This is a genomic window from Bradyrhizobium sp. USDA3516 (assembly GCF_057651995.1).
Genome location: NZ_JBYGYN010000009.1, coordinates 313943 through 332366 on the forward strand (window position 1 = coordinate 313943; position 18424 = coordinate 332366).

An 18424-nucleotide genomic window follows, 5' to 3' on the forward strand; every position below is an offset into this window, starting at 1 on the left:
AAGGTCTGAAATCATGAACAAGCCTGTCCTGCCGATGTCGTCGCTATCGCTCAAGCTGCCGAAGGCCGATCGCTCGATCGAGACCTACCGGTTAGCTGCCTCGCGCACGTTCCCCGCAAAGCTCGAAGGTCCCTTGAACCGCATCGCGTTCTCGGCCGTGCACACGGTCGCCGATCCCTTCGCCGACAACGATCCCTGGCTGTCGGCCGCCGTCGACTGGGACAAGACCATCGCCTTCCGCGAGCACGTCTGGGATCTTGGCCTCGGCGTTGCCGAAGCCATGGACACCGCGCAGCGCGGCATGGGGCTGGACTGGCCGACCTCGCTGGAGCTGATCACGCGCTCGGTCGCCGCCGCCAAGCGCCGTAACGCGCTGGTGTTCTCCGGTGCAGGCACCGATCATCTCGCGGTCGAGGACGCCAGAAGCCTCGAAGACGTGATCCGTGCCTATGAGGAGCAGGTCTCGGCGGTCGAGAAGGTCGGCGGTCGCATCATCCTGATGGCCTCGCGCGCCCTGGCAAAACTCGGCCGCAACGCCGACGATTACGCCAAGGTCTACAATCGTGTGCTGTCGCAGGTCCGTGAACCCGTCATCATCCACTGGCTCGGCGACATGTTCGACCCGGCGCTGACAGGCTATTGGGGCACGAGGGATCTCGACAAGGCGATGGATACGGCCGTCGCCATCATCAATGGCAATGCCGGCAAGGTCGACGGCGTCAAGGTATCGCTGCTGGACAAGCAGCGCGAGATCGACATGCGCCGCCGCCTCGACAAGCGCATCAAGATGTATACCGGCGACGATTTCAACTACGCGGAGCTGATCGCCGGCGACAGCGAAGGCTTTTCGCACGCGCTGCTCGGCATCTTCGATGCCATCGCGCCGGCGGCGTCCTACGCGCTGTCGCGGCTCGCGGCAGGCGACGAGGCGGGCTTCCACGACGTGCTGGGCCCGACGGTGCCGCTGTCGCGCCACATCTTCAAGGCGCCGACGCGGTTCTACAAGACCGGCGTCGTGTTCATGGCCTATCTCAACGGCCACCAGGATCACTTCACCATGGTCGGGGGTCAGGAGAGCGCGCGCTCGATGCTGCATCTCGCCGAGCTGTTCCGTCTCGCCGACCAGGCCGGCCTGCTCGCAAACCCCGAACTCGCGACGCAGCGGATGAAAACCGTGCTGGCCTCGCATGGACTTGAATCCTGATGCGCGATTTTTCGTCCGACCACCGCTGGCTGTCGCTGAACACGGCGACCGTCCGCAAGCAGGGTGACCTCGTCGAGATCGTCGAGGCCTGCGCGAAGCACGGCATCCGCGCCATCGATCCCTGGCGCGACCAGGTCGCCGCCGTTGGGCTCGACCGCGCCGCACGCGCGGTGCGCCAGGTCGGCCTCGAGCTCTCAGGCTATTGCCGCGGCGGCATGTTCACCTCGGATGCCCCGCGCCGGGGCGAGGTGCGCGACGACAACCGCCGCTGCGTCGATGAAGCCAAGGCGCTGGGCGCGCCCTGCATCGTGCTCGTCGTCGGCGGCCTGCCGCAATATTCGCGGCCGGGCAGCGAGGCGTCGAAGGATCTTGTGGCAGCGCGCGGGCAGGTCGAGGAAGCGCTCGCCGACATGCTCGACTACGCGAGGCAAGCCAAGCTGCCGCTGGCGATCGAGCCATTGCATCCGGCCTATGCGGCCGACCGCGCCTGCGTGAACACGACCAAGCAGGCGCTCGACATTTGCGACCGGCTCGATCCCGGCCGCACCGGCATGCTCGGCGTCGCGCTCGACGTCTATCACATCTGGTGGGACCCGGAGCTGATGGGCCAGATCGCCCGTGCCGGCCGGGACCGCCTGCTCGCCTTCCACGTCTGCGACTGGCTGGTGCCGACCAGGGACATCCTCAACGACCGCGGCATGATGGGCGACGGTGTCATCGACATCAAATCAGCGCGTGCGGCCGTCGAAGCGCAGGGCTTTGCCGGCTATTCCGAGATCGAGATCTTCTCCAACGATTGGTGGAGCAAGCCGATGGACGAGGTGCTGCGCACCTGCATCGCGCGGCATAGGACCGTGGTGTAGACTCCCGCCTCACGTCCTCACGGGCCTGCGACCTGTTGCAGCCTGTTGAAGCGCGCCTTCTGCTCGCTGCTCAGCGTGGCATAAAATTCGTCTAGCGCGGGTTCGACCAGCTTGGCGGCCGTCAACATGGCTTCGAGCCGGTGCTGCATCGTCTCAAGCCGTCCAATAGGCGTCAGCGGCTCATCGTTCGGACAGGCTGCCTGGAGGCCGTCAACGCCCTTCGCCGTCGCTTCACTGAGGCGGTCGAGCGCCTCCTTCTGCTTGCCGGCCGGGTGGAGCACGGCTTCGATCCTCTGGATCGGCAACTGCGTCAGCCCAGACTTCGGATCGCCACAGCCCTCGCTACTTGCCTGCTGCTGCGGCGAGCGCTCGCCGACATTGGGGCCAAGCGCGTTGAAGCGGGCCTGCTGCTCGTCACTGAGCGAGTTGTAGAAATTCTCCAGTGCCGGACGAACGATCTTGACGGCTTCAAGCGTCGCGCTGATGCGGTTCATCATCGCGCGCAAGCGGCCGGGGGGAGTCAGTGCATAAGTCTCCGTGCAGGCCGGCGGCGTTGGCCGCCGCCGCCTTCAGCTCATCCAACAATGCGCGTTGCTCCGGCGTCGGCCGCACCGCCCGTGCGATATCGGCAAGCGGCCAGGCGGTCACGCCCTTGTCCGGCGTGGCACACAATTGCTGAAGCGTCTGCGGGCTCACGCTGGCACGCTGGCGCGCGCGGTAGTTGCCGCCGGCTTGCGGGGTGTCATACGGGCTGGTGCTGGCATAAGCGGAGTAAGGGCCGTCACCGCCCCAGAACACGGTGTCGACGAAGTCATCATAGGCGTAGGCCCAATATCCGGGCTCGTAGGCATAGGACCAGAACGTGTAGTTGAAGATGTCGGAATAGGCGTAAGGCCAGAACACGGGCCCAAGCCAAGCCACGAACACCGCGGGATGACGGTGACGCCAGGCCTGTCGGGGAGCCCAGCCGCTCTGGCGCGTGAGGATAGCAGCTTGGGTCTGCGCAGCGGACTGCTCGCGGAAGCGCGCCGCAAACCGTCCGCGCTCGGCGGCCTGCGCGGCGGCTGCAAGTGCCGGAGCACGCTCCGACGGAGCCTGCAATCCAAGCCGCTGCTGGCGCGCCAGGTCAATTTGCTGCGCGCGCTGCTCGCGGCCAAGCAAGCGGTTCTGCGCCTGGAGCATCCGCTCCTGCGCGCGTTGCGCTTGCACGCCTTCCGGCTTTTGCGACTGCAATTGCTGCACCCGCTGCTGCAGGCGTTCGATGCGGGCCTGGCGCTCCGCCGTCTGGCGCGACAGCATCTCGCGCTGCCGCTGCTCGACGTGCTGCGAGCGCTGTTGGACTCGTTGCTCGCGCTCAAGAAGACGGCTCTGTGACTGCAGCAGCCGTTGCTGCTGTTGCTGTGCCCTTGCGTCTTCCGGCTTCTGCGATTGCAATTGCTGCACGCGCTGCTGCAAGCGGTCGATGCGGTCTTGGCGTTCCGCGGATTGGCGCGAAAGCATCTGGCGCGGCGATGCCGATCGCTCGCTCACGGCCGGGTGCGCACTTGGGCGCGATGGGGCGGCGATCTGCGGCGTCGGCCGCGGCGCCATGGCTGGACGTTGCGGCGCTTCCGGCGGGCGATGGAATTCGCGCCGTGGCGCCGCCACCTGCGGGGCGGCTCGCGGGGCACTGAATTGTGGGGTCGGGCGCGGTGGCGGTGATGCGATGTGCGGCGCCGGGCGTGGCGCCATCGCCGGTCGCTGCGGCATCGCTGGCGGCGCGGCGGGACGCGCCATGGCTGGCGGAGCCGCCGGACGCGCCATGGCTGGCGGTGCTGCTGGGCGGGCCACGGCCGGTGGTGCTGATGGCGGCGCTGCGCCTGGTCCTGGTGGTCCTCCACCCCGTCCGTGTCCGAGGGGTCCCTGGGCCGGCGCGCTCGTCGTCAGCATCGAGACGCCAACCAAAACAGCCGTCAGGCAAACGCCACGCGGAAGCATGATCTTCGCTCCCAACTCGTAACTGCCCACGACTTTCAACGCAGAGACCGTGGAATCGTTCGTCCTTGGCCGCGGCCGGCATTGCGATCTTCCGACGCAGGCAGTCTCAAGAGAAATCCTGCGTCAGGATCGCGGCGAACCGCTCCAGCGCCCAGTCGACCTGGTCGCTTGTGATCACGAGCGGCGGGGCGATGCGGATGGTATGCTCATGGGTATCCTTGGCGAGGATGCCCTTGCCCTGGAGCGCCTCGCAATAGCGGCGTGCCCGCCCAGCCGCGGGATGCAGCTCGACCGCCAGCATCAGGCCGCGCCCGCGCACCTCGCGGATCGTATTGGCGCGAATGTCCTTCAAGCCGCTCAGAAAGCGTTCGCCTTGCCTCGCCGCGTTCTCGATCATGCCTTCCTCGACCAGCACGCGCATCGCCGCGCGGGCCACGGCGCAGGCAAGCGGGTTGCCGCCGAAGGTCGAGCCATGCTGCCCCGGCCTCAAGGTCCCGAGCACGTCGTTGTTCGAGAGCACGGCCGAGACCGGATAGAAGCCGCCGGACAAGGCTTTGCCGAGCAGCGTCACGTCCGCCTCAATTCCCTCGTGCTGTTCGGCGAGCAGCTTACCGGTGCGGCCGAGCCCGGTCTGGATCTCGTCGAGCACCAGCATCACGTTGTTGGCGGTGCAGAGCTCGCGGATTTCAGTGAAATAGCCGGCCGGAGGAATGACGACACCGGCTTCGCCCTGGATCGGCTCGACCAGAAAGGCGACCGTATTTGGGGTGATTGCTTCCTCAAGCGCCGGGGCGTCGCCGAACGGGATGACCTTGAAGCCTGGCGCGAACGGCCCAAAGTGTCCGCGGGTCTCGGGATCGGTTGAAAAACCGACGACGCCCAGCGTGCGTCCGTGGAAATTGTTGGCACAGACGATGATCTCGGCCGCACCGTCCGGCACGCCTTTCACCTCGTAGCCCCATTTGCGCACCGACTTGATCGCGCTTTCGACCGCCTCGGCGCCGCTGTTCATCGGCAGCACCTTGTGGGAACCGGTGAGCGCGGCGATCTCCTCGTAGAACAAGGCGAGCTGGTCGTTGTGGAAGGCGCGCGAGGTGAGCGTCAGCCTGTGCGCCTGTTCGACCATCGCCGCCAGGATCTTGGGGTGGCAGTGGCCCTGGCTGACCGCCGAATAGGCGGACAGGCAATCGAGGTACCGGTTGCCTTCGGTATCCCAGACCCAGACACCTTCGCCGCGCGAGAGGACGACGCCGATCGGCTCGTAATTACGGGCGCCAAAGCGTGCCTCTGTTGCGATGAAATCAATGACCGACGCGCTCATCTGCCGTCACTCCATTGCTGCGCGCGGCGCCAACCGACGGCATCGGCGGTCGCGCTCAAAAGAATGTGGGTACCGGTCTGCCAGCTCGGAAGCCTCGATGCGCCCGATTGCGCGGCGCGGCCTGATAGGCCTGAAATGTCAGGTGGTTCTGCCGGGCCACAGGGCACCGTTCCGCGACCCAGGCTCTACTGTGCATGGGGTTGTTTTCGCAGTTTTGTTATCGAGCCCTCAGCCAAGCGCGCAGGGCACGCTCAAGAACCCTCGGAACCGGACCCGTCCGCCGCGCACCGGCGTCCCGCTCACGGCATAGTTCGGAAAGCGCGCCAGGAAGCGCGAGATCGCAATCGCCCCTTCCAGCCGCGCCAGGGCCATGCCTGCGCATTGATGCGCGCCGGTGGCGAAGGCGAGGTGCCGGTTCGGCGTGCGCGTGATATCGAAACGTTCGGGGTCGGGAAACTGCGCGGGGTCGCGATTGGCAGCCCCGATGCACAGCGTCACCGACGTGCCCGCCTCGAGCATGACGCCGCCGAGCTCGACCTTCTCGGTAGTCATGCGGTTGCCGAGCTGGTTCGAGCTCTCGTAGCGCAGCACCTCCTCGACCGCGGTCTTGATCAGGTCCGGGTTCTCGATCAGGCGCTGTTTCTGATCGGGATGCCGGTCGAGCGCCACGAGGCCGTTGCCGATCAGGTTGGTGGTGGTCTCGTGGCCGGCATTGAGCAGGAAGATGCAATTGTGCAGCAGTTCCTTCTCCGTCAGCCGCTCGCCGTTCTCTTCCCCCTGGATCAAACGCGTCAGCACGTCGCGCTCGGGATTGCCCGGCTTTGCGCGCCGGCGCGCGACCAGAGTCTCCAGATAGACCAGGAAGTCCGTCACCGCCTTGTTGCCGCGCGCAGCAGCCTCCGTCGATACCACCGGTTCGAGAGCACCCAGGATCGCCAGCGACCAGTCGCGCAGCGGCCCGCGCTCCTCGTGAGGCACGTCGAGCAGATTGCCGATCACCTCGATGGGAATCGAAGCGGCAAAATCCTCGATCAGTTCGCAAGCGCCCTTGGTTTCGATGGCATCGAGCAGGCCGTCGACCAGCTTGATGAGGTCCCCCTCCATGCTCGCGATCGCGCGCGGCGACAGCGCACCCATGATCAGGCGGCGCACGCGGGTGTGCGACGGCGGGTCGTTGAAGACGAGGCTGGTGGTGTGATGCTCGTAGAGCGGGGTGTCGCCGTATTTCGGCGCGAACTCGCGCTTCTTGTCTGAGCTGAACGACTTCGTGTTCTTGTAGGTGGTGACGAGATCGTCGTAGCGGGTCAGGAACGCGGTGCCGCTGCGTAGGCGCTTGACCGGCTCGTTCTCCCGCAGTGCACGGTAGGTCGGATAGGGGTCGTCGTAGAACTCCGGCGTCAGCTTCTCGAGGTCGAAGCTTGCCGCCAGCGCCTTCGCATCTGCGTTCATCCCGTTATACTCGCCGGTTAAAGCCGATATGCCGTTTTTGTTGTTCTGGTCGGCGTATGCATGCGTCTACAGTCTTTTTACCTTGCTAGCCGACCGGACAGGAAAATGCACGCACGCGCTGACGCCGACACGGCGCCGAACTGGCCCGACGATATCTTTACGACCTTGCAGCGCTTCGACGTCCGGCAGGTGCCTTACGTGCCGGACGCCGGTCATTCCAAGCTGATCCAGCGCGTGCTGGCCTCCTCCACCATGCGCGGCATTGCGCTGACGACGGAGGAGGAGGGCGTGGCGCTGCTCGCCGGCGCCTGGGCGGGCGGACAGCGCGGCGTGCTGCTGATGCAGTCGAGCGGCGTCGGCAATTGCATCAACATGCTGTCGCTGATCCCGATCCTGCGCTTTCCGTTCCTCACGCTCGTGACCATGCGCGGCGAGTGGGGCGAGTTCAATCCGTGGCAGGTGCCGATGGGCTCGACCACGCAAGGCGTGTTCGAGCTCTCCGGCGTGAAGGTGCTGCGCGCCTCGCACGCAGCCGAGGTGCCGGCGGTGCTGGAGGCCGCCGCAGCCCAGGCCTACAACGCGCTGACGCCGACCGCCGTTCTTCTCTCCCAGCGCCTGATCGGCGCGAAGGTTTTCACCAAATGAGCAAGGCCAATCTCCTCGACCGCCGTCAGGTGGTCTCCACGCTGCTTGCGAACCGCAAGGACGTCGTCGCGATCGGCGGCCTTGGCGCGTCCACCAACGACATGTGCGCCGCCGGCGACCACGCCCGCAACTTCTACCTCTGGGGCGGCATGGGCGGCGCCGCGATGATCGGGCTGGGTCTGGCGCTGGCGCAGCCGAAGCTGCCGGTATTGGTCATCACCGGCGACGGCGAGATGCTGATGGGCATAGGCAGCCTCGCCACCATCGGCCTGCAGAAGCCGGCCAACCTCTCGATCGCCGTGCTCGACAACGAGGCCTATGGCGAGACCGGCGGCCAGATCAGCCACACCTCCACCGCCGCCGACCTCGTCGGCATCGCCAAGGCTTGCGGCATTAACGACAGCCGGGCTGCCACGACGATGGCCGAGGTCGAGGCCTTCGCCCAAGCCGTCCATAACGTCTCCGCCGGGCCGCGCTTTGCCAACGTGAAGATCGACAGCGCCAGCCTGGAGCGGATTCTGCCGACGCGGGACGGGACCTACATCGTCAACCGGATCCGAGCTGACCTCGGCTTCCAGCCGATCTAGGCGGTCCGTCGGTCCCTTGCCGAACGCCTGCACGCGGGCCGTGCAGGCTCAATCAATTTCCATTGATTCTACGTCGCATGCAGGTTGCGATGCAACATAGTGCTTGACTCCTGCGTGGGTGAGTGCTTACTCACCCAGCATGAGCTCATTGCGTATGACGAGCGACCTGAGGCGTCAATTGATCCTCGGTGCCGCAAAGCGCTGCTTTGCCCGACACGGCTATAACGGCACCACGACCAAGAGCGTGGCGGCCGCAGCTGCCATTTCCGAGGCGCTGCTGTTCAAGCATTTCCCGTCCAAGGCGGCCCTCTACGCCGAGATCCTCAGCGACGAATGCGAGGCGGACCCGGCGTTCATGGAGCTCATGGAGCGGCAGCCTTCGACAGCCACCCTGGTCGAGCTGATCCGCGGCATGGTCGAACATTTCCTTCAGATCGCCGACGGTCCCGATCAGGAAGAGGCCCAGCGCCTGCGGCTGATGGCTACGAGCCATTTGGATGACGGCGAATTCGCCCGCTTGCTCTATGCCAAGATCGAGACGCTGATCGGCGCTGTCTTCGTCGCCTCGCTCGAGCGCGCGGTTGAGAGCGGTGACGCGCAGCCCTGCACTGGCGATCCGCTCAACCTGTTCTGGTTCGCGCATCATGCGGTGATGACCGCGGCGCTGACCAGGCTGCCGGCCACGCCCTGTCTTGCCTACGGCGGGGCGACCGACCTGGAGCGGCAGCTCTGTGAGTTTCTCCTGAGGGGTATCGGACTTAACGACGCCGCAATTGATTCGCATCTGGGCCGCAATCAGGCCGCGGAAACGAACCAGGCGGCGATTGCAGAAAGTGCATGACATGAACATCGTGGCCGAAAACAAGATTTCGGGGCAACCGATCGACAACAAGGCTCCCAAGCGTCCGGTCCGGCCGGTGCGCTGGTTCATCATCGTCGGCACGCTCCTGGCCGTGCTCGTCGGCGGGCTGGTCTGGTTCAATTCTTTCCGCGGCCAGATGATCAAGCAGTTCTTCGCCAACAACAAGCCGCCGCCGACCCCGGTCAGCGCAGCCGAGGCGAAGTCCGAGGTGGTGCCGAACCTGCTCACCGCGGTCGGCAGCCTCGTTGCCGTGCACCAGGTCGACGTCAGCGCCGACGTCAATGGCCGCGTCACCGCGATCAAGTTCGAGCCGGGCACGCGCGTCGAGGCCGGCACGCCGCTGGTGCAGCTGTTCGACGCGCCCGAGCAGGGCGACCTCGCCAATTACAAGGCGCAGGCGACCGTCGCGCAGCTGTCGCTTGAACGCGCCAAGCAGCTGGCCTCGCGCCAGTTCGGTCCGCAGGCGACCGTCGATACCGCGCAGGCTGCCTACGACCAGGCGCAGGCGGGCATCGCCAAGACGGAAGCGTTGATCTCGCAGAAGCTGGTGCGTGCGCCGTTCGCCGGAGATCTCGGCATGCGCAAGGTCGAGGTCGGTCAGTATCTTACGGCCGGCACCGCGATCGTGTCGCTGACCGATCTGTCGGAGCTGTGGGCCAACTTCACGGTGACGGAAAAGGATTCCGGCAGCCTCAAGGTCGGCCAGACCGTCCGGCTGAAGGTCGATGCCTATCCCGGCCGCACCTTCGAGGGCAAGATCACCACGATCGAGCCGCAGATCGCCACCGACACCCGCAACATCCGCGTGCAGGCGACGATCGCCAATCCGGAGAAGATCCTCAAGCCCGGCATGTTCGTGACCACGACGGTGGTGCTGCCGGAAAAGCCGGCCGTGATCACGGTGCCTGAAACGGCGGTCGATTACACGCTGTACGGCGACTCCGTGTTCGTGATCACCGAAAAGAAGGAAGAGGACGGCAAGACCAGCCTGTCGGCGGTGCGCACCTTCGTGCAGACCGGCACTCGCGTCGAGGGGCGTGTCGAAATCGTCAAGGGCTTGAAGCCAGGCGACAAGGTCGTCGCTGTCGGCCAGCTCAAGCTGCAATCGGGTGCGCCGGTATCGATCTCGACCGACCCGGCCCCGCAGATCCCGGCGCAGCCGCCGCGCTACTGACAACATCCTCGCGTGACCCGGCTCTTGGCCGGATCACGCATCTTGAGACAAAAGAAATCGAGATCGCCCGCGATGGCCTTTACCGACATTTTCATCAAACGACCGGTCCTGTCGGTCGTCGTCAGCCTGCTGATCCTGCTGATCGGCCTGCGCGCGGCGATGGTGCTGCCGATCCGGCAATATCCGAAGCTGTCGAACACGGTCATCAACATCACGACCGTCTATCCCGGCGCGTCCGCAGATCTGATCCAGGGCTTCATCACCACGCCGATCGAGCAGGCGGTCGCCTCCGCCGAGGGCGTCGACTACATCACCTCGTCCTCGGTGCTCGGCACCTCGACGATCCAGGTCTACATCAAGCTGAATTTCGATCCGAACCAGGCGCTCACCGAGGTGCTGGCGAAGACCAACTCGGTGAAGTACCTGATCCCGAAGGAATCCAACGACCCGATCGTCACCAAGACCACGGGCCAGACCACGGCCGTGATGTATCTCGGCTTCTCCTCGGAGGAGCTGTCGGGCTCGGCCATCTCCGACTATCTGACGCGCGTGGTGCAGCCGGTGCTGTCGACCGTCGATGGCGTGGCCTCGGCCGACATTCTGGGCGGCCAGACCTTTGCGATGCGGCTGTGGCTCGATCCTGTGAAGATGGCGGGCCGCAACGTATCGCCGGCGGACGTTGCGGCGGCGATCCAGGCCAACAACTTCCAGTCCGCCGCGGGCCAGACCAAGGGTTATCTGATCGTCTCGAACGTCTCGACCAACACGGGTCTGACCAACGTCGATCAGTTCAAGAAGATGATCGTCAAGGCCAAGGACGGCGGCTTCGTGCGGATGGAGGACATCGCCACGGTCGAGCTTGCGGCCCAGAGCACGAACGCCAGCGTCGCCTTCAACGGCGAGCACGCGATCTTCATCGGCGTGAACGCGACGCCGCAAGGCAACCCGCTGACGCTGGTCAAGGGCGTGCGCGCGCTATTCCCCGAACTCGAGCGCAGCCTTCCGCCGTCGATGAAGATGAAGGTCGCCTACGACTCGACCAAGTTCATCGAATCCTCGATCGAGGAGGTGGAGAAGACGCTGGGCGAAGCCGTGATCATCGTGATCGTGGTGATCTTCCTGTTCCTGGCCTCGCTGCGGTCGGTCATCATTCCCGTCGTCACCATTCCACTGTCGATGATCGGCGTCTGCACCTTGATGCTGGCGCTGGGGTTCAGCTTCAATCTCCTGACCCTGCTCGCGATGGTGCTGGCGATCGGCCTCGTCGTCGACGATGCCATCGTCGTGGTGGAGAACATCCACCGCCACCTGGAGGAGGGCAAGACGCCGGTCCAGGCCTCGCTGCAGGGTGCGCGCGAAATCGTCGGCCCGGTCGTCTCAATGACCATCACGTTGGCTGCGGTGTATGCGCCGATCGGCTTCCTCGGCGGCCTCACCGGCTCGCTTTTCCGCGAATTCGCCTTCACGCTTGCAGGCTCGGTGATCGTGTCGGGCGTGATCGCGCTGACGCTGTCGCCGATGATGTGCTCGGTACTGCTGAAGAACGCCGAAGAAGGCCGCTTCGCCAAGCTCGTGAACCGGGTGTTCGGCGCGATGACGCGCTGGTACGGGCGCAGGCTCGATCGCTCGCTGGACTACAAGGCCATCACCGGCCTGTTCGCGATCACGATCCTCGGCCTCGTCGGCTTCCTCTACATGCATACTTCGAAGGAGCTTGCGCCCGAGGAAGATCAGGGCATCGTGTTCGCGGTGACCAAGGCACCGAAATACGCCAACATCGACTATCTCGATTTCTATGGCGAGAAGCTCGACAAGGAATTCGCGAAGTTCCCCGAGACCGATCTGCGCTTTGTGCTGAATGGCATCAACGGGCCGCAAGGCGGTATCGCCGGCATGCTGCTCAAGCCGTGGGACGAGCGCAAGCGCTCGGCGATCCAGCTGAAGCCGCTGGTGCAGGCCGAGCTCTCCAAGATCGAGGGCGTGCAGGCCTTCGCGTTCAACCTGCCGCCGCTGCCGGGCGGACCGGGTGGCCTGCCGATCCAGATGGTGATCAACTCCACCGCCGGCTTCCAGACCGTCTATGAGCAGATGGAGAAGCTGAAGGACGCCGCGCGCAAGAGCGGCATGTTCATCGTCTCCGACAGCGACCTGGCCTATAACCAGCCGAACGTCGAGGTCACGATCGACCGCACCAAGGCGCAGGACCTCGGCGTCAACATGCAGAACCTCGGCTCTACGCTCGCAGTCCTGCTCGGCGGCAACTACATCAACCGCTTCAATCTCGAGGGTCGCTCATATCAGGTCATTCCGCAGGTGCCGCGCGTCGATCGGCTGTCGCCGGAATCCCTCGGCGGCTATTACGTGACCACGAATTCCGGCCAGCAGCTGCCGCTGTCGACGGTGGTCTCGATCACGACCAAGACCGACCCGAACGCGCTGACCCACTTCAACCAGCTCAATTCGGCGACGTTCTCGGCCGTGCCGATGCCGGGCGTGACGGTCGGCGCTGCGGTGGACTTCCTCGAAGGCGAGGCCAAGAAGCTGCCGCAGGGCTTCAGCCACGACTATCTGGCTGACAGCCGGCAATACGTGCAGGAAGGCAACCAGCTTGCCATCACCTTCGGCTTCGCGCTGATCATCATCTTCCTGGTGCTGGCGGCGCAGTTCGAGAGCTTGCGCGACCCGCTGGTCATCATGATCTCGGTGCCGATGGCGATCGTCGGTGCGCTGATCCCGCTGTTCTTCGGCGTGGCGACGATGAATATCTACACCCAGGTCGGTCTGCTCACCCTGGTCGGCCTGATCACCAAGCACGGCATCCTGATGGTGGAGTTCGCCAACGAGCTCCAGGTGAAGGAACGGCTCGACCGCCGCTCGGCCATCGAGATGTCGGCCCGCATCCGCCTGCGGCCGATCCTGATGACCACGGCCGCGATGGTGACCGGCCTGATCCCGCTCCTGACCGCGACCGGCGCGGGCGCGGCCAGCCGCTTCTCGATCGGCCTCGTGGTCGTCGCCGGCATGTCGATCGGCACGCTGTTCACGCTGTTCGTGCTGCCGGCAGTCTATGTGGTGTTGGCGACCGACCATCGTGCGGCGGCCGATTCCGAGCGGAACAAGCAGATCGACGAACTGGACCTCGATTCCAAGGTGCTGCGGCCGACCTGAGGCCGCCGGCAGGCTAGTCCCGCGAGGGCGGCAGCGGAGATCCGCTGCCGCCCTTTTTGTTGGGCCTCGGGCGAGCCCCTTGCCGCGCTTGCGAGAGACAAGGTCCGGTCTTCTTGCTAGGTTCCTTGGGATGAGCCTGTCCCTCCACCCCGATACACCTCGAGCCGGGACACTGCCGAGCGCGGCCCCGGGTGAGGCCGCCTCCGGCGACACGGCGGGGCGCGGAATCCGGACGCGGCTCTTCGCCAAATACGTCGCGCTGTTCGTGGCCGTCGTCGCCATTGCGCTGCTCGCCAATGGCCTGTTCGAGGTCTTCTTCTATTATCGCGAGCACAAGGCTTCGCTGATCAGAGTCCAGCACGAGCAGGCCGAGGCGGCCGCGGCCAAGATCGGCCAGTTCGTCAAGGAGATCGAGAGCCAGCTCGGCTGGACCACGCAACTGCCCTGGTCCGGTGGTTCGATCGAGCAGCGCCGGTTCGACGCGCTGCGCCTGTTGCGCCAGGTCCCGGCGATCACCGAGCTGGCCCAGGTGGATTCGACCGGCAAGGAGCGGCTGCGGGTCTCGCGGCTGGCGATGGACGCGCTCGACAGCGGGATCGACCTGTCGAGCGATCCGAAGTTCACCGAGGCGGTCGCCCGCAAGGTCTATTACGGGCCGGTCTATTTCCGCCGGGAGTCCGAGCCCTATATGACGCTGGCGCTTGCGGGCGCACGCAAGGATGCCGGCGTCAGCATCGCCGAGGTCAATCTCAAGCTGATCTGGGACGTCGTGTCCCAGATCAAGGTCGGCGAGCACGGCAACGCCTACGTGGTCGGCCCGGAGGGCCGCTTGATCGCGCACCCCGACATCAGTCTCGTGCTGCGCAACACCGACATGTCCGGCCTCGCGCAGGTCCGGGGTGCCCGGGCTGGTGGCGGCACCATGCCGGACTCGTTGCAACAGGCGACCAACATCCAGGGGCAGACGGTTCTGACAGCCTCGGCCCCGATCCCGCCGCTGGGCTGGACCATGTTCGTGGAGCTTCCCGTCGAAGAGGCCTATGCTTCGCTCTACGCCTCGTTGCAGCGGCTCGCGATCGTGCTGCTCGTGGCGTCGATTTTCGCGGTTCTCGCCGGCGTTTTCCTGGCGCGCCGCATGGTCGGGCCGATCCAGGCACTGCGCAGCGGCGCGGAGCGGATGGGCGGCGGCGACTTCTCCCAGCGCATCTCGATCAAGACCGGCGACGAGCTCGAAGGCCTCGCCGATCAGTTCAACGAGATGGGCGCGCGCTTGCAGGAATCCTACGCTGACCTCGAGAACAAGGTCGAACGGCGCACGGCGGAATTGAGCGAGGCCTTGCAGCAGCAGACTGCGACCGCCGACGTGCTGAAGGTCATCAGCCGCTCGGCGTTCGACCTGCAAGCCGTGCTCAACACGCTCGTCGGGTCAGCGGCTCGCCTGTGTGACGCGGATGAAGGGACGATCTTTCGCCCTCGTGGTGGAGTCTTCTATTTGGCCGCAAGCTGCGGGCTTGACCCGGAACAGGAGAACAAGCTGCGGACTTTCGCCTCCGTGCCCGAGCGGGGAAGCGTGGTTGGACGCACGCTGCTCGATCGAAAGACAGTCCATGTCCCGGATGTGCGGGTCGATCCGGAATTTGCACCCTCGTCCGCTCGCAGGCGATCCAACGTGCGTACAATGCTTGGTGTGCCTTTGCTTCGGGAGGGGGTCCCGATCGGGGTATTCGTCTTGACGCGACACGTGGTGCGTCCATTTAGCGAGAAGCAAATCGAACTCGCCACCACCTTTGCCGATCAGGCCCTGATCGCGATCGAGAATGTCCGATTGTTTGAGGAGGTCCAGGAGCGCACAAGAGAGCTGTCGCAGTCGCTCGATGAGCTGCGCACCGCGCAGGGCCGCCTGGTTCAGACCGAGAAGCTCGCTTCCCTCGGACAGCTCACCGCCGGCATCGCCCATGAGATCAAGAACCCGCTCAACTTCGTCAACAATTTTTCCGCGGTCTCGACCGAGCTGATCGACGAGCTCAACGAGATCCTGCAATCGGCCGCGCTCGACGGCAAGACGAAGGAGGAGGTCGACGAGCTGACCGGTATGCTCAGGGCCAATCTCGACAAGGTGGTGCAGCACGGCAAGCGCGCCGATTCCATCGTCAGGAACATGCTGCTGCATTCGCGTCAGGGTTCCGGCGAGCATCGCGCCGTCGACATCAATGCGGTGGTCGAGGAGAGCCTCAATCTCGCCTATCACGGCGCGCGCGCCGAAAGGCCTGCCTTCAACGTCACGCTTCAGCGCGATTTCGACCCGGATGCCGGTATGATCGAGGTCTATCCACAGGAGATCACGCGCGTCTTTCTGAACATGATCTCGAACGGTTTTTATGCCGCGGCCAAGCGCAAGGAGAACGAGGGCGACGCGTTCGAGCCCACTTTGCGCGCGGCAACGGAGAATCTCGGAGACAGGGTCCAGATCCGGATCCGCGACAACGGCACCGGGATTCCAGCCGGGGTGAAGGAAAAGATGTTCAATCCCTTCTTCACCACCAAGCCGGCCGGCGAGGGCACGGGTTTAGGTCTTTCCATGAGCCACGACATCGTGGTGAAACAGCACGGCGGCACGATCGACGTGAACACCACACAAGGTGTATTCACCGAATTCATCATCACGCTGCCGCGGACGATGGCAGTGGGCGACACTTCCGGAGGAAAGTCTTGAACGTTTACATCCTGGTCGTCGATGACGAGCCCGACGTCGAGGCACTGTTTCGGCAGCAGTTCCGGCGCGACCTGCGCGCCGGCCGGTTTCAGATGGAGTTTGCACTTTCGGCGCCCGAGGCGCTCGAGCGCGCCGCCGAGGTACGTGATCCCTCGCTGATCCTGATCCTGTCCGACATCAACATGCCCGGGATGAGCGGTCTCGACATGCTGCCGAAGGTGCGTGCGGCCCATCCGGACGTTCCCGTCATCATGATCACGGCCTATGGCGATGCCGAGACGCGCCGCAAGGCGATCGAACGGGGCGCCGTCGGGCTCCTCACCAAGCCGATCGACTTTGCGCTGCTGCGCCGGGAGATCGACACGAGGCTCGAGCAAGCCGCATGACTGCGACCATCCTCTTCGTCGACGACGAGCCGGATCTCGAGGCGCTGATCCTGCAGAAATTCCGCAGGCGGATCCGCGATGGGCAGCTTGCGCTGATCTTCGCGCGCGACGGCCTGGAGGCGCTGGAAGCACTGGAGCAAAATCCGCATGTCGACATGGTGGTCTCCGACATCAACATGCCGCGTATGGACGGCCTGTCGCTGCTCGCAAAGCTCCAGGAAGCCGAGGAGAAGAAGTCGACCATCATCGTCTCGGCCTACGGCGACATGAGCAACATCCGCACCGCCATGAACCGTGGTGCGTTCGACTTCCTGACCAAGCCGATCGACTTCGCCGACCTGGAAACCACGATCGAGAAGACCGTCCGCCACGTGGAGATGCTGCGCGAAGTGCGGCGACGCCAGATGGAGGCCGAGCGCGCCCACGCCTCGCTGTCGCGCTTCTTCTCGCCTGAGATCGCAAGGCGGCTGGCCGGGGACGTCGATGGCGACGGCATGGAGGTGCAGTGGCGTGATGTCGCCACCCTTTTCACCGATATCACCGGCTTCACCTCGCTGGTCGAGACCGCGCCTCCGCAGACGCTGGGCGAGCTCCTCAACGAATATGTCGGCGGCATGACCGAGATCGTCTTCGCCCATGAGGGGACGGTGGCCAAGATCATCGGCGATGCGATCCAGGTGCTGTTCAACGCCCCCGGCGACCAGCCGGACTATGCAACGCGTGCGGTCGCCTGTGCCCATGCTCTCGACGCCTGGGCAGAGGACTTCTCGGCGCGCTGGAAGGCAAGAGGCGTGAATTTCGGAGCCACCCGCATCGGTGCCCATGCCGGTCCGGCGCTGGTCGGCAATTTCGGCGGCAACCGCTTCTTCGACTACACCGCCTATGGCGACACCATCAATATTGCGGCCCGGCTGGAGGCGGCGAACAAGCACCTGGGAACGCGCATTTGCGTCAGCGCCAGCGTTGCGAAGGGAGCCGAAAACTTTTGCGGCCGCCCCGTGGGCGACCTGATGCTGCGCGGACGCAGCGAGCCGCTGCGCGCGTTCGAGCCGCTGCCGCAGGCGAGGTTCGAAGCGCCGGCGACGGCGCAATATGCCGAAGCCTTTGCCAAGATGGAGGCCGGCGATGCCGCCGCCATGCCGGCCTTCGCCGCGCTGGTCGGCATGCACGCCGACGATCCGCTGGCCGGATTTCACCTGAAGCGCCTGCTCAACGGCGCCAAAGGCACTCGCATGCAACTGGAATAGGAGTCCGTCATGACGCGCGAATTCTCGGCCGGCAACTATCGTTTCATTCCGTCCGTATTCCAATATTCCGCCGGTGCCGCCGCGGATGAGGGCTACGAGATCGAGCGGGTCCGGTTCGACCGCCTGGTGCCGCTCGCGGAAGGGTTTGCGCTGGCGGCAAAGTTCATCCAGGAGGCGGGGCGCCCGCTGACGGCGTTCTGCGCCTGCGAGCTGCGCTCGCCCGCGGCCTTCAGCGAGGAAGGCTTTCGCGCGTTCAACCTGCACTATGTGAAGACGCTGTCCGAATGGGGTATCTTCGACGGCACCACCAATCCGGTGGCGCGCAGCAATGTCTGTCCGGAGATCGATCCGCCGTCCGAACCGTCGTTCTATGCGTTTTCCTTCACGCGTCCGACGCGGTCGAGTTTGCCGAGCTTCGTCATCGCCGGCGGCGCCGAGGCGCGCGAGGGCAGCGGCACCTATGTCGAGCGCACGGTGCGCTACCGCGACCTCAGCCCGGAGGGGCTGCGCGAGAAGGTGCGCTTCACCACCACGTCGCAGATGGAAAACCGGATGGCGGCCTTCGGCTTCGGCTGGAAGGATACGACCGGCGTGCAGGCCTATTCCGTGCACGACTTTCACCACGCGCTGGTGGACGAGCTGGTGCGCCGCGGCGCGCTCCGCTCCGGGCTGACCTGGCATTTCGCCCGTCCGCCGGTGGTCGATCTGGAATTCGAGATGGATTGCCGCCGCGTGCTGCGGGAAGTGGTGATCTGAGCCGGTGACGGAGCTCGCTCTTCACCTCTCCCTACGGGAGAGGTGAACGAACAGCACCATCGGCTAGCGTTG

Annotated in this window: 15 protein-coding genes; 11 read left to right on the top strand and 4 right to left on the bottom strand. The window is 65.1% G+C overall.

From position 1 onward, the window contains the following. The first annotated feature begins 13 nt into the window (after nucleotides 1-13). Both AC24YW_RS27245 and AC24YW_RS27250 read left to right on the top strand, forming a co-directional pair. On the top strand, nucleotides 14-1204 hold the full coding sequence (locus tag AC24YW_RS27245; protein ID WP_487485614.1) for a dihydrodipicolinate synthase family protein: 1191 nt from the start codon (nucleotides 14-16) through the stop codon (nucleotides 1202-1204). Then, nucleotides 1204-2067, top strand: coding sequence for a sugar phosphate isomerase/epimerase family protein (locus tag AC24YW_RS27250; RefSeq protein WP_487485615.1), 864 nt, complete (start codon nucleotides 1204-1206; stop codon nucleotides 2065-2067). The genes AC24YW_RS27245 and AC24YW_RS27250 overlap by 1 nt, the downstream gene beginning before the upstream one ends. A gap of 17 nt (nucleotides 2068-2084) precedes the next feature. Here the strand turns inward: AC24YW_RS27250 and AC24YW_RS27255 are convergent, their stop codons facing one another. From AC24YW_RS27255 to AC24YW_RS27270, 4 genes are all read right to left on the bottom strand, one after another. Further along, the gene (locus tag AC24YW_RS27255; protein WP_487485616.1) at nucleotides 2085-2561 is read right to left on the bottom strand and encodes a Spy/CpxP family protein refolding chaperone; all 477 of its coding nucleotides are present in this window, start codon (nucleotides 2559-2561) and stop codon (nucleotides 2085-2087) included. After that, nucleotides 2536-3657: a hypothetical protein gene (locus AC24YW_RS27260; protein WP_487485617.1), complete on the bottom strand. Its 1122-nt coding sequence runs from the start codon at nucleotides 3655-3657 to the stop codon at nucleotides 2536-2538. Before AC24YW_RS27260 ends, AC24YW_RS27255 begins: the two co-directional genes overlap by 26 nt. 493 nt (nucleotides 3658-4150) lie before the next feature. Beyond that, nucleotides 4151-5365, bottom strand: coding sequence for an ornithine--oxo-acid transaminase (rocD, locus tag AC24YW_RS27265; protein ID WP_487485618.1), 1215 nt, complete (start codon nucleotides 5363-5365; stop codon nucleotides 4151-4153). Nucleotides 5366-5593: 228 nt separating this feature from the next. Continuing rightward, on the bottom strand, nucleotides 5594-6814 hold the full coding sequence (locus AC24YW_RS27270; protein WP_487485619.1) for a cytochrome P450: 1221 nt from the start codon (nucleotides 6812-6814) through the stop codon (nucleotides 5594-5596). A gap of 105 nt (nucleotides 6815-6919) precedes the next feature. Between AC24YW_RS27270 and AC24YW_RS27275 the strand changes: the two genes are divergently transcribed. The 9 genes from AC24YW_RS27275 (at nucleotide 6920) to cnbZ (ending at nucleotide 18352) form a co-directional block, all read left to right on the top strand. Then, a complete protein-coding gene (locus AC24YW_RS27275) occupies nucleotides 6920-7459 on the top strand; it encodes a phosphonopyruvate decarboxylase (protein ID WP_487485620.1) in 540 nt (179 codons plus the stop codon). Then, nucleotides 7456-8046, top strand: coding sequence for a thiamine pyrophosphate-dependent enzyme (locus tag AC24YW_RS27280; protein WP_487485621.1), 591 nt, complete (start codon nucleotides 7456-7458; stop codon nucleotides 8044-8046). The genes AC24YW_RS27275 and AC24YW_RS27280 overlap by 4 nt, the downstream gene beginning before the upstream one ends. A 139-nt stretch (nucleotides 8047-8185) precedes the next feature. Then, nucleotides 8186-8887 (top strand): TetR/AcrR family transcriptional regulator, encoded by a 702-nt coding sequence (locus AC24YW_RS27285; RefSeq protein ID WP_487485693.1) that lies wholly within the window; start codon nucleotides 8186-8188, stop codon nucleotides 8885-8887. Nucleotide 8888: 1 nt separating this feature from the next. Beyond that, the gene (locus tag AC24YW_RS27290; protein WP_275515024.1) at nucleotides 8889-10082 is read left to right on the top strand and encodes an efflux RND transporter periplasmic adaptor subunit; all 1194 of its coding nucleotides are present in this window, start codon (nucleotides 8889-8891) and stop codon (nucleotides 10080-10082) included. 72 nt (nucleotides 10083-10154) lie between these two features. After that, the gene (locus AC24YW_RS27295) at nucleotides 10155-13250 is read left to right on the top strand and encodes a MexW/MexI family multidrug efflux RND transporter permease subunit (protein WP_487485622.1); all 3096 of its coding nucleotides are present in this window, start codon (nucleotides 10155-10157) and stop codon (nucleotides 13248-13250) included. A 130-nt stretch (nucleotides 13251-13380) separates the two neighbouring features. After that, entirely contained in the window at nucleotides 13381-15963 is a 2583-nt protein-coding gene (locus AC24YW_RS27300) for a sensor histidine kinase (RefSeq protein ID WP_487485623.1), read from the top strand. Beyond that, nucleotides 15960-16349 carry a response regulator gene (locus tag AC24YW_RS27305; RefSeq protein ID WP_487485624.1) on the top strand — a complete coding sequence of 130 codons (390 nt, stop codon included), beginning with the start codon at nucleotides 15960-15962 and terminating at the stop codon, nucleotides 16347-16349. Before AC24YW_RS27300 ends, AC24YW_RS27305 begins: the two co-directional genes overlap by 4 nt. Further along, complete coding sequence (locus AC24YW_RS27310) at nucleotides 16346-17596, top strand: adenylate/guanylate cyclase domain-containing protein (protein WP_487485625.1); 1251 nt, start codon at nucleotides 16346-16348, stop codon at nucleotides 17594-17596. The genes AC24YW_RS27305 and AC24YW_RS27310 overlap by 4 nt, the downstream gene beginning before the upstream one ends. Before the next feature lie 9 nt (nucleotides 17597-17605). Continuing rightward, nucleotides 17606-18352 carry a 2-amino-5-chloromuconate deaminase CnbZ gene (cnbZ, locus tag AC24YW_RS27315; protein ID WP_487485626.1) on the top strand — a complete coding sequence of 249 codons (747 nt, stop codon included), beginning with the start codon at nucleotides 17606-17608 and terminating at the stop codon, nucleotides 18350-18352. Nucleotides 18353-18424: the final 72 nt, after the last annotated feature.

Coding starts and splice junctions, on each gene's coding strand:
- AC24YW_RS27245 (WP_487485614.1), top strand. CDS start 14: ATGAACAAGCCTGTCCTGCCGATGTCGTCGCTATCGCTCAAGCTGCCG.
- AC24YW_RS27250 (WP_487485615.1), top strand. CDS start 1,204: ATGCGCGATTTTTCGTCCGACCACCGCTGGCTGTCGCTGAACACGGCG.
- AC24YW_RS27255 (WP_487485616.1), bottom strand. CDS start 2,561: ATGAACCGCATCAGCGCGACGCTTGAAGCCGTCAAGATCGTTCGTCCG.
- AC24YW_RS27260 (WP_487485617.1), bottom strand. CDS start 3,657: ATGGCGCCGCGGCCGACGCCGCAGATCGCCGCCCCATCGCGCCCAAGT.
- rocD (WP_487485618.1), bottom strand. CDS start 5,365: ATGAGCGCGTCGGTCATTGATTTCATCGCAACAGAGGCACGCTTTGGC.
- AC24YW_RS27270 (WP_487485619.1), bottom strand. CDS start 6,814: ATGAACGCAGATGCGAAGGCGCTGGCGGCAAGCTTCGACCTCGAGAAG.
- AC24YW_RS27275 (WP_487485620.1), top strand. CDS start 6,920: ATGCACGCACGCGCTGACGCCGACACGGCGCCGAACTGGCCCGACGAT.
- AC24YW_RS27280 (WP_487485621.1), top strand. CDS start 7,456: ATGAGCAAGGCCAATCTCCTCGACCGCCGTCAGGTGGTCTCCACGCTG.
- AC24YW_RS27285 (WP_487485693.1), top strand. CDS start 8,186: ATGAGCTCATTGCGTATGACGAGCGACCTGAGGCGTCAATTGATCCTC.
- AC24YW_RS27290 (WP_275515024.1), top strand. CDS start 8,889: ATGAACATCGTGGCCGAAAACAAGATTTCGGGGCAACCGATCGACAAC.
- AC24YW_RS27295 (WP_487485622.1), top strand. CDS start 10,155: ATGGCCTTTACCGACATTTTCATCAAACGACCGGTCCTGTCGGTCGTC.
- AC24YW_RS27300 (WP_487485623.1), top strand. CDS start 13,381: ATGAGCCTGTCCCTCCACCCCGATACACCTCGAGCCGGGACACTGCCG.
- AC24YW_RS27310 (WP_487485625.1), top strand. CDS start 16,346: ATGACTGCGACCATCCTCTTCGTCGACGACGAGCCGGATCTCGAGGCG.
- cnbZ (WP_487485626.1), top strand. CDS start 17,606: ATGACGCGCGAATTCTCGGCCGGCAACTATCGTTTCATTCCGTCCGTA.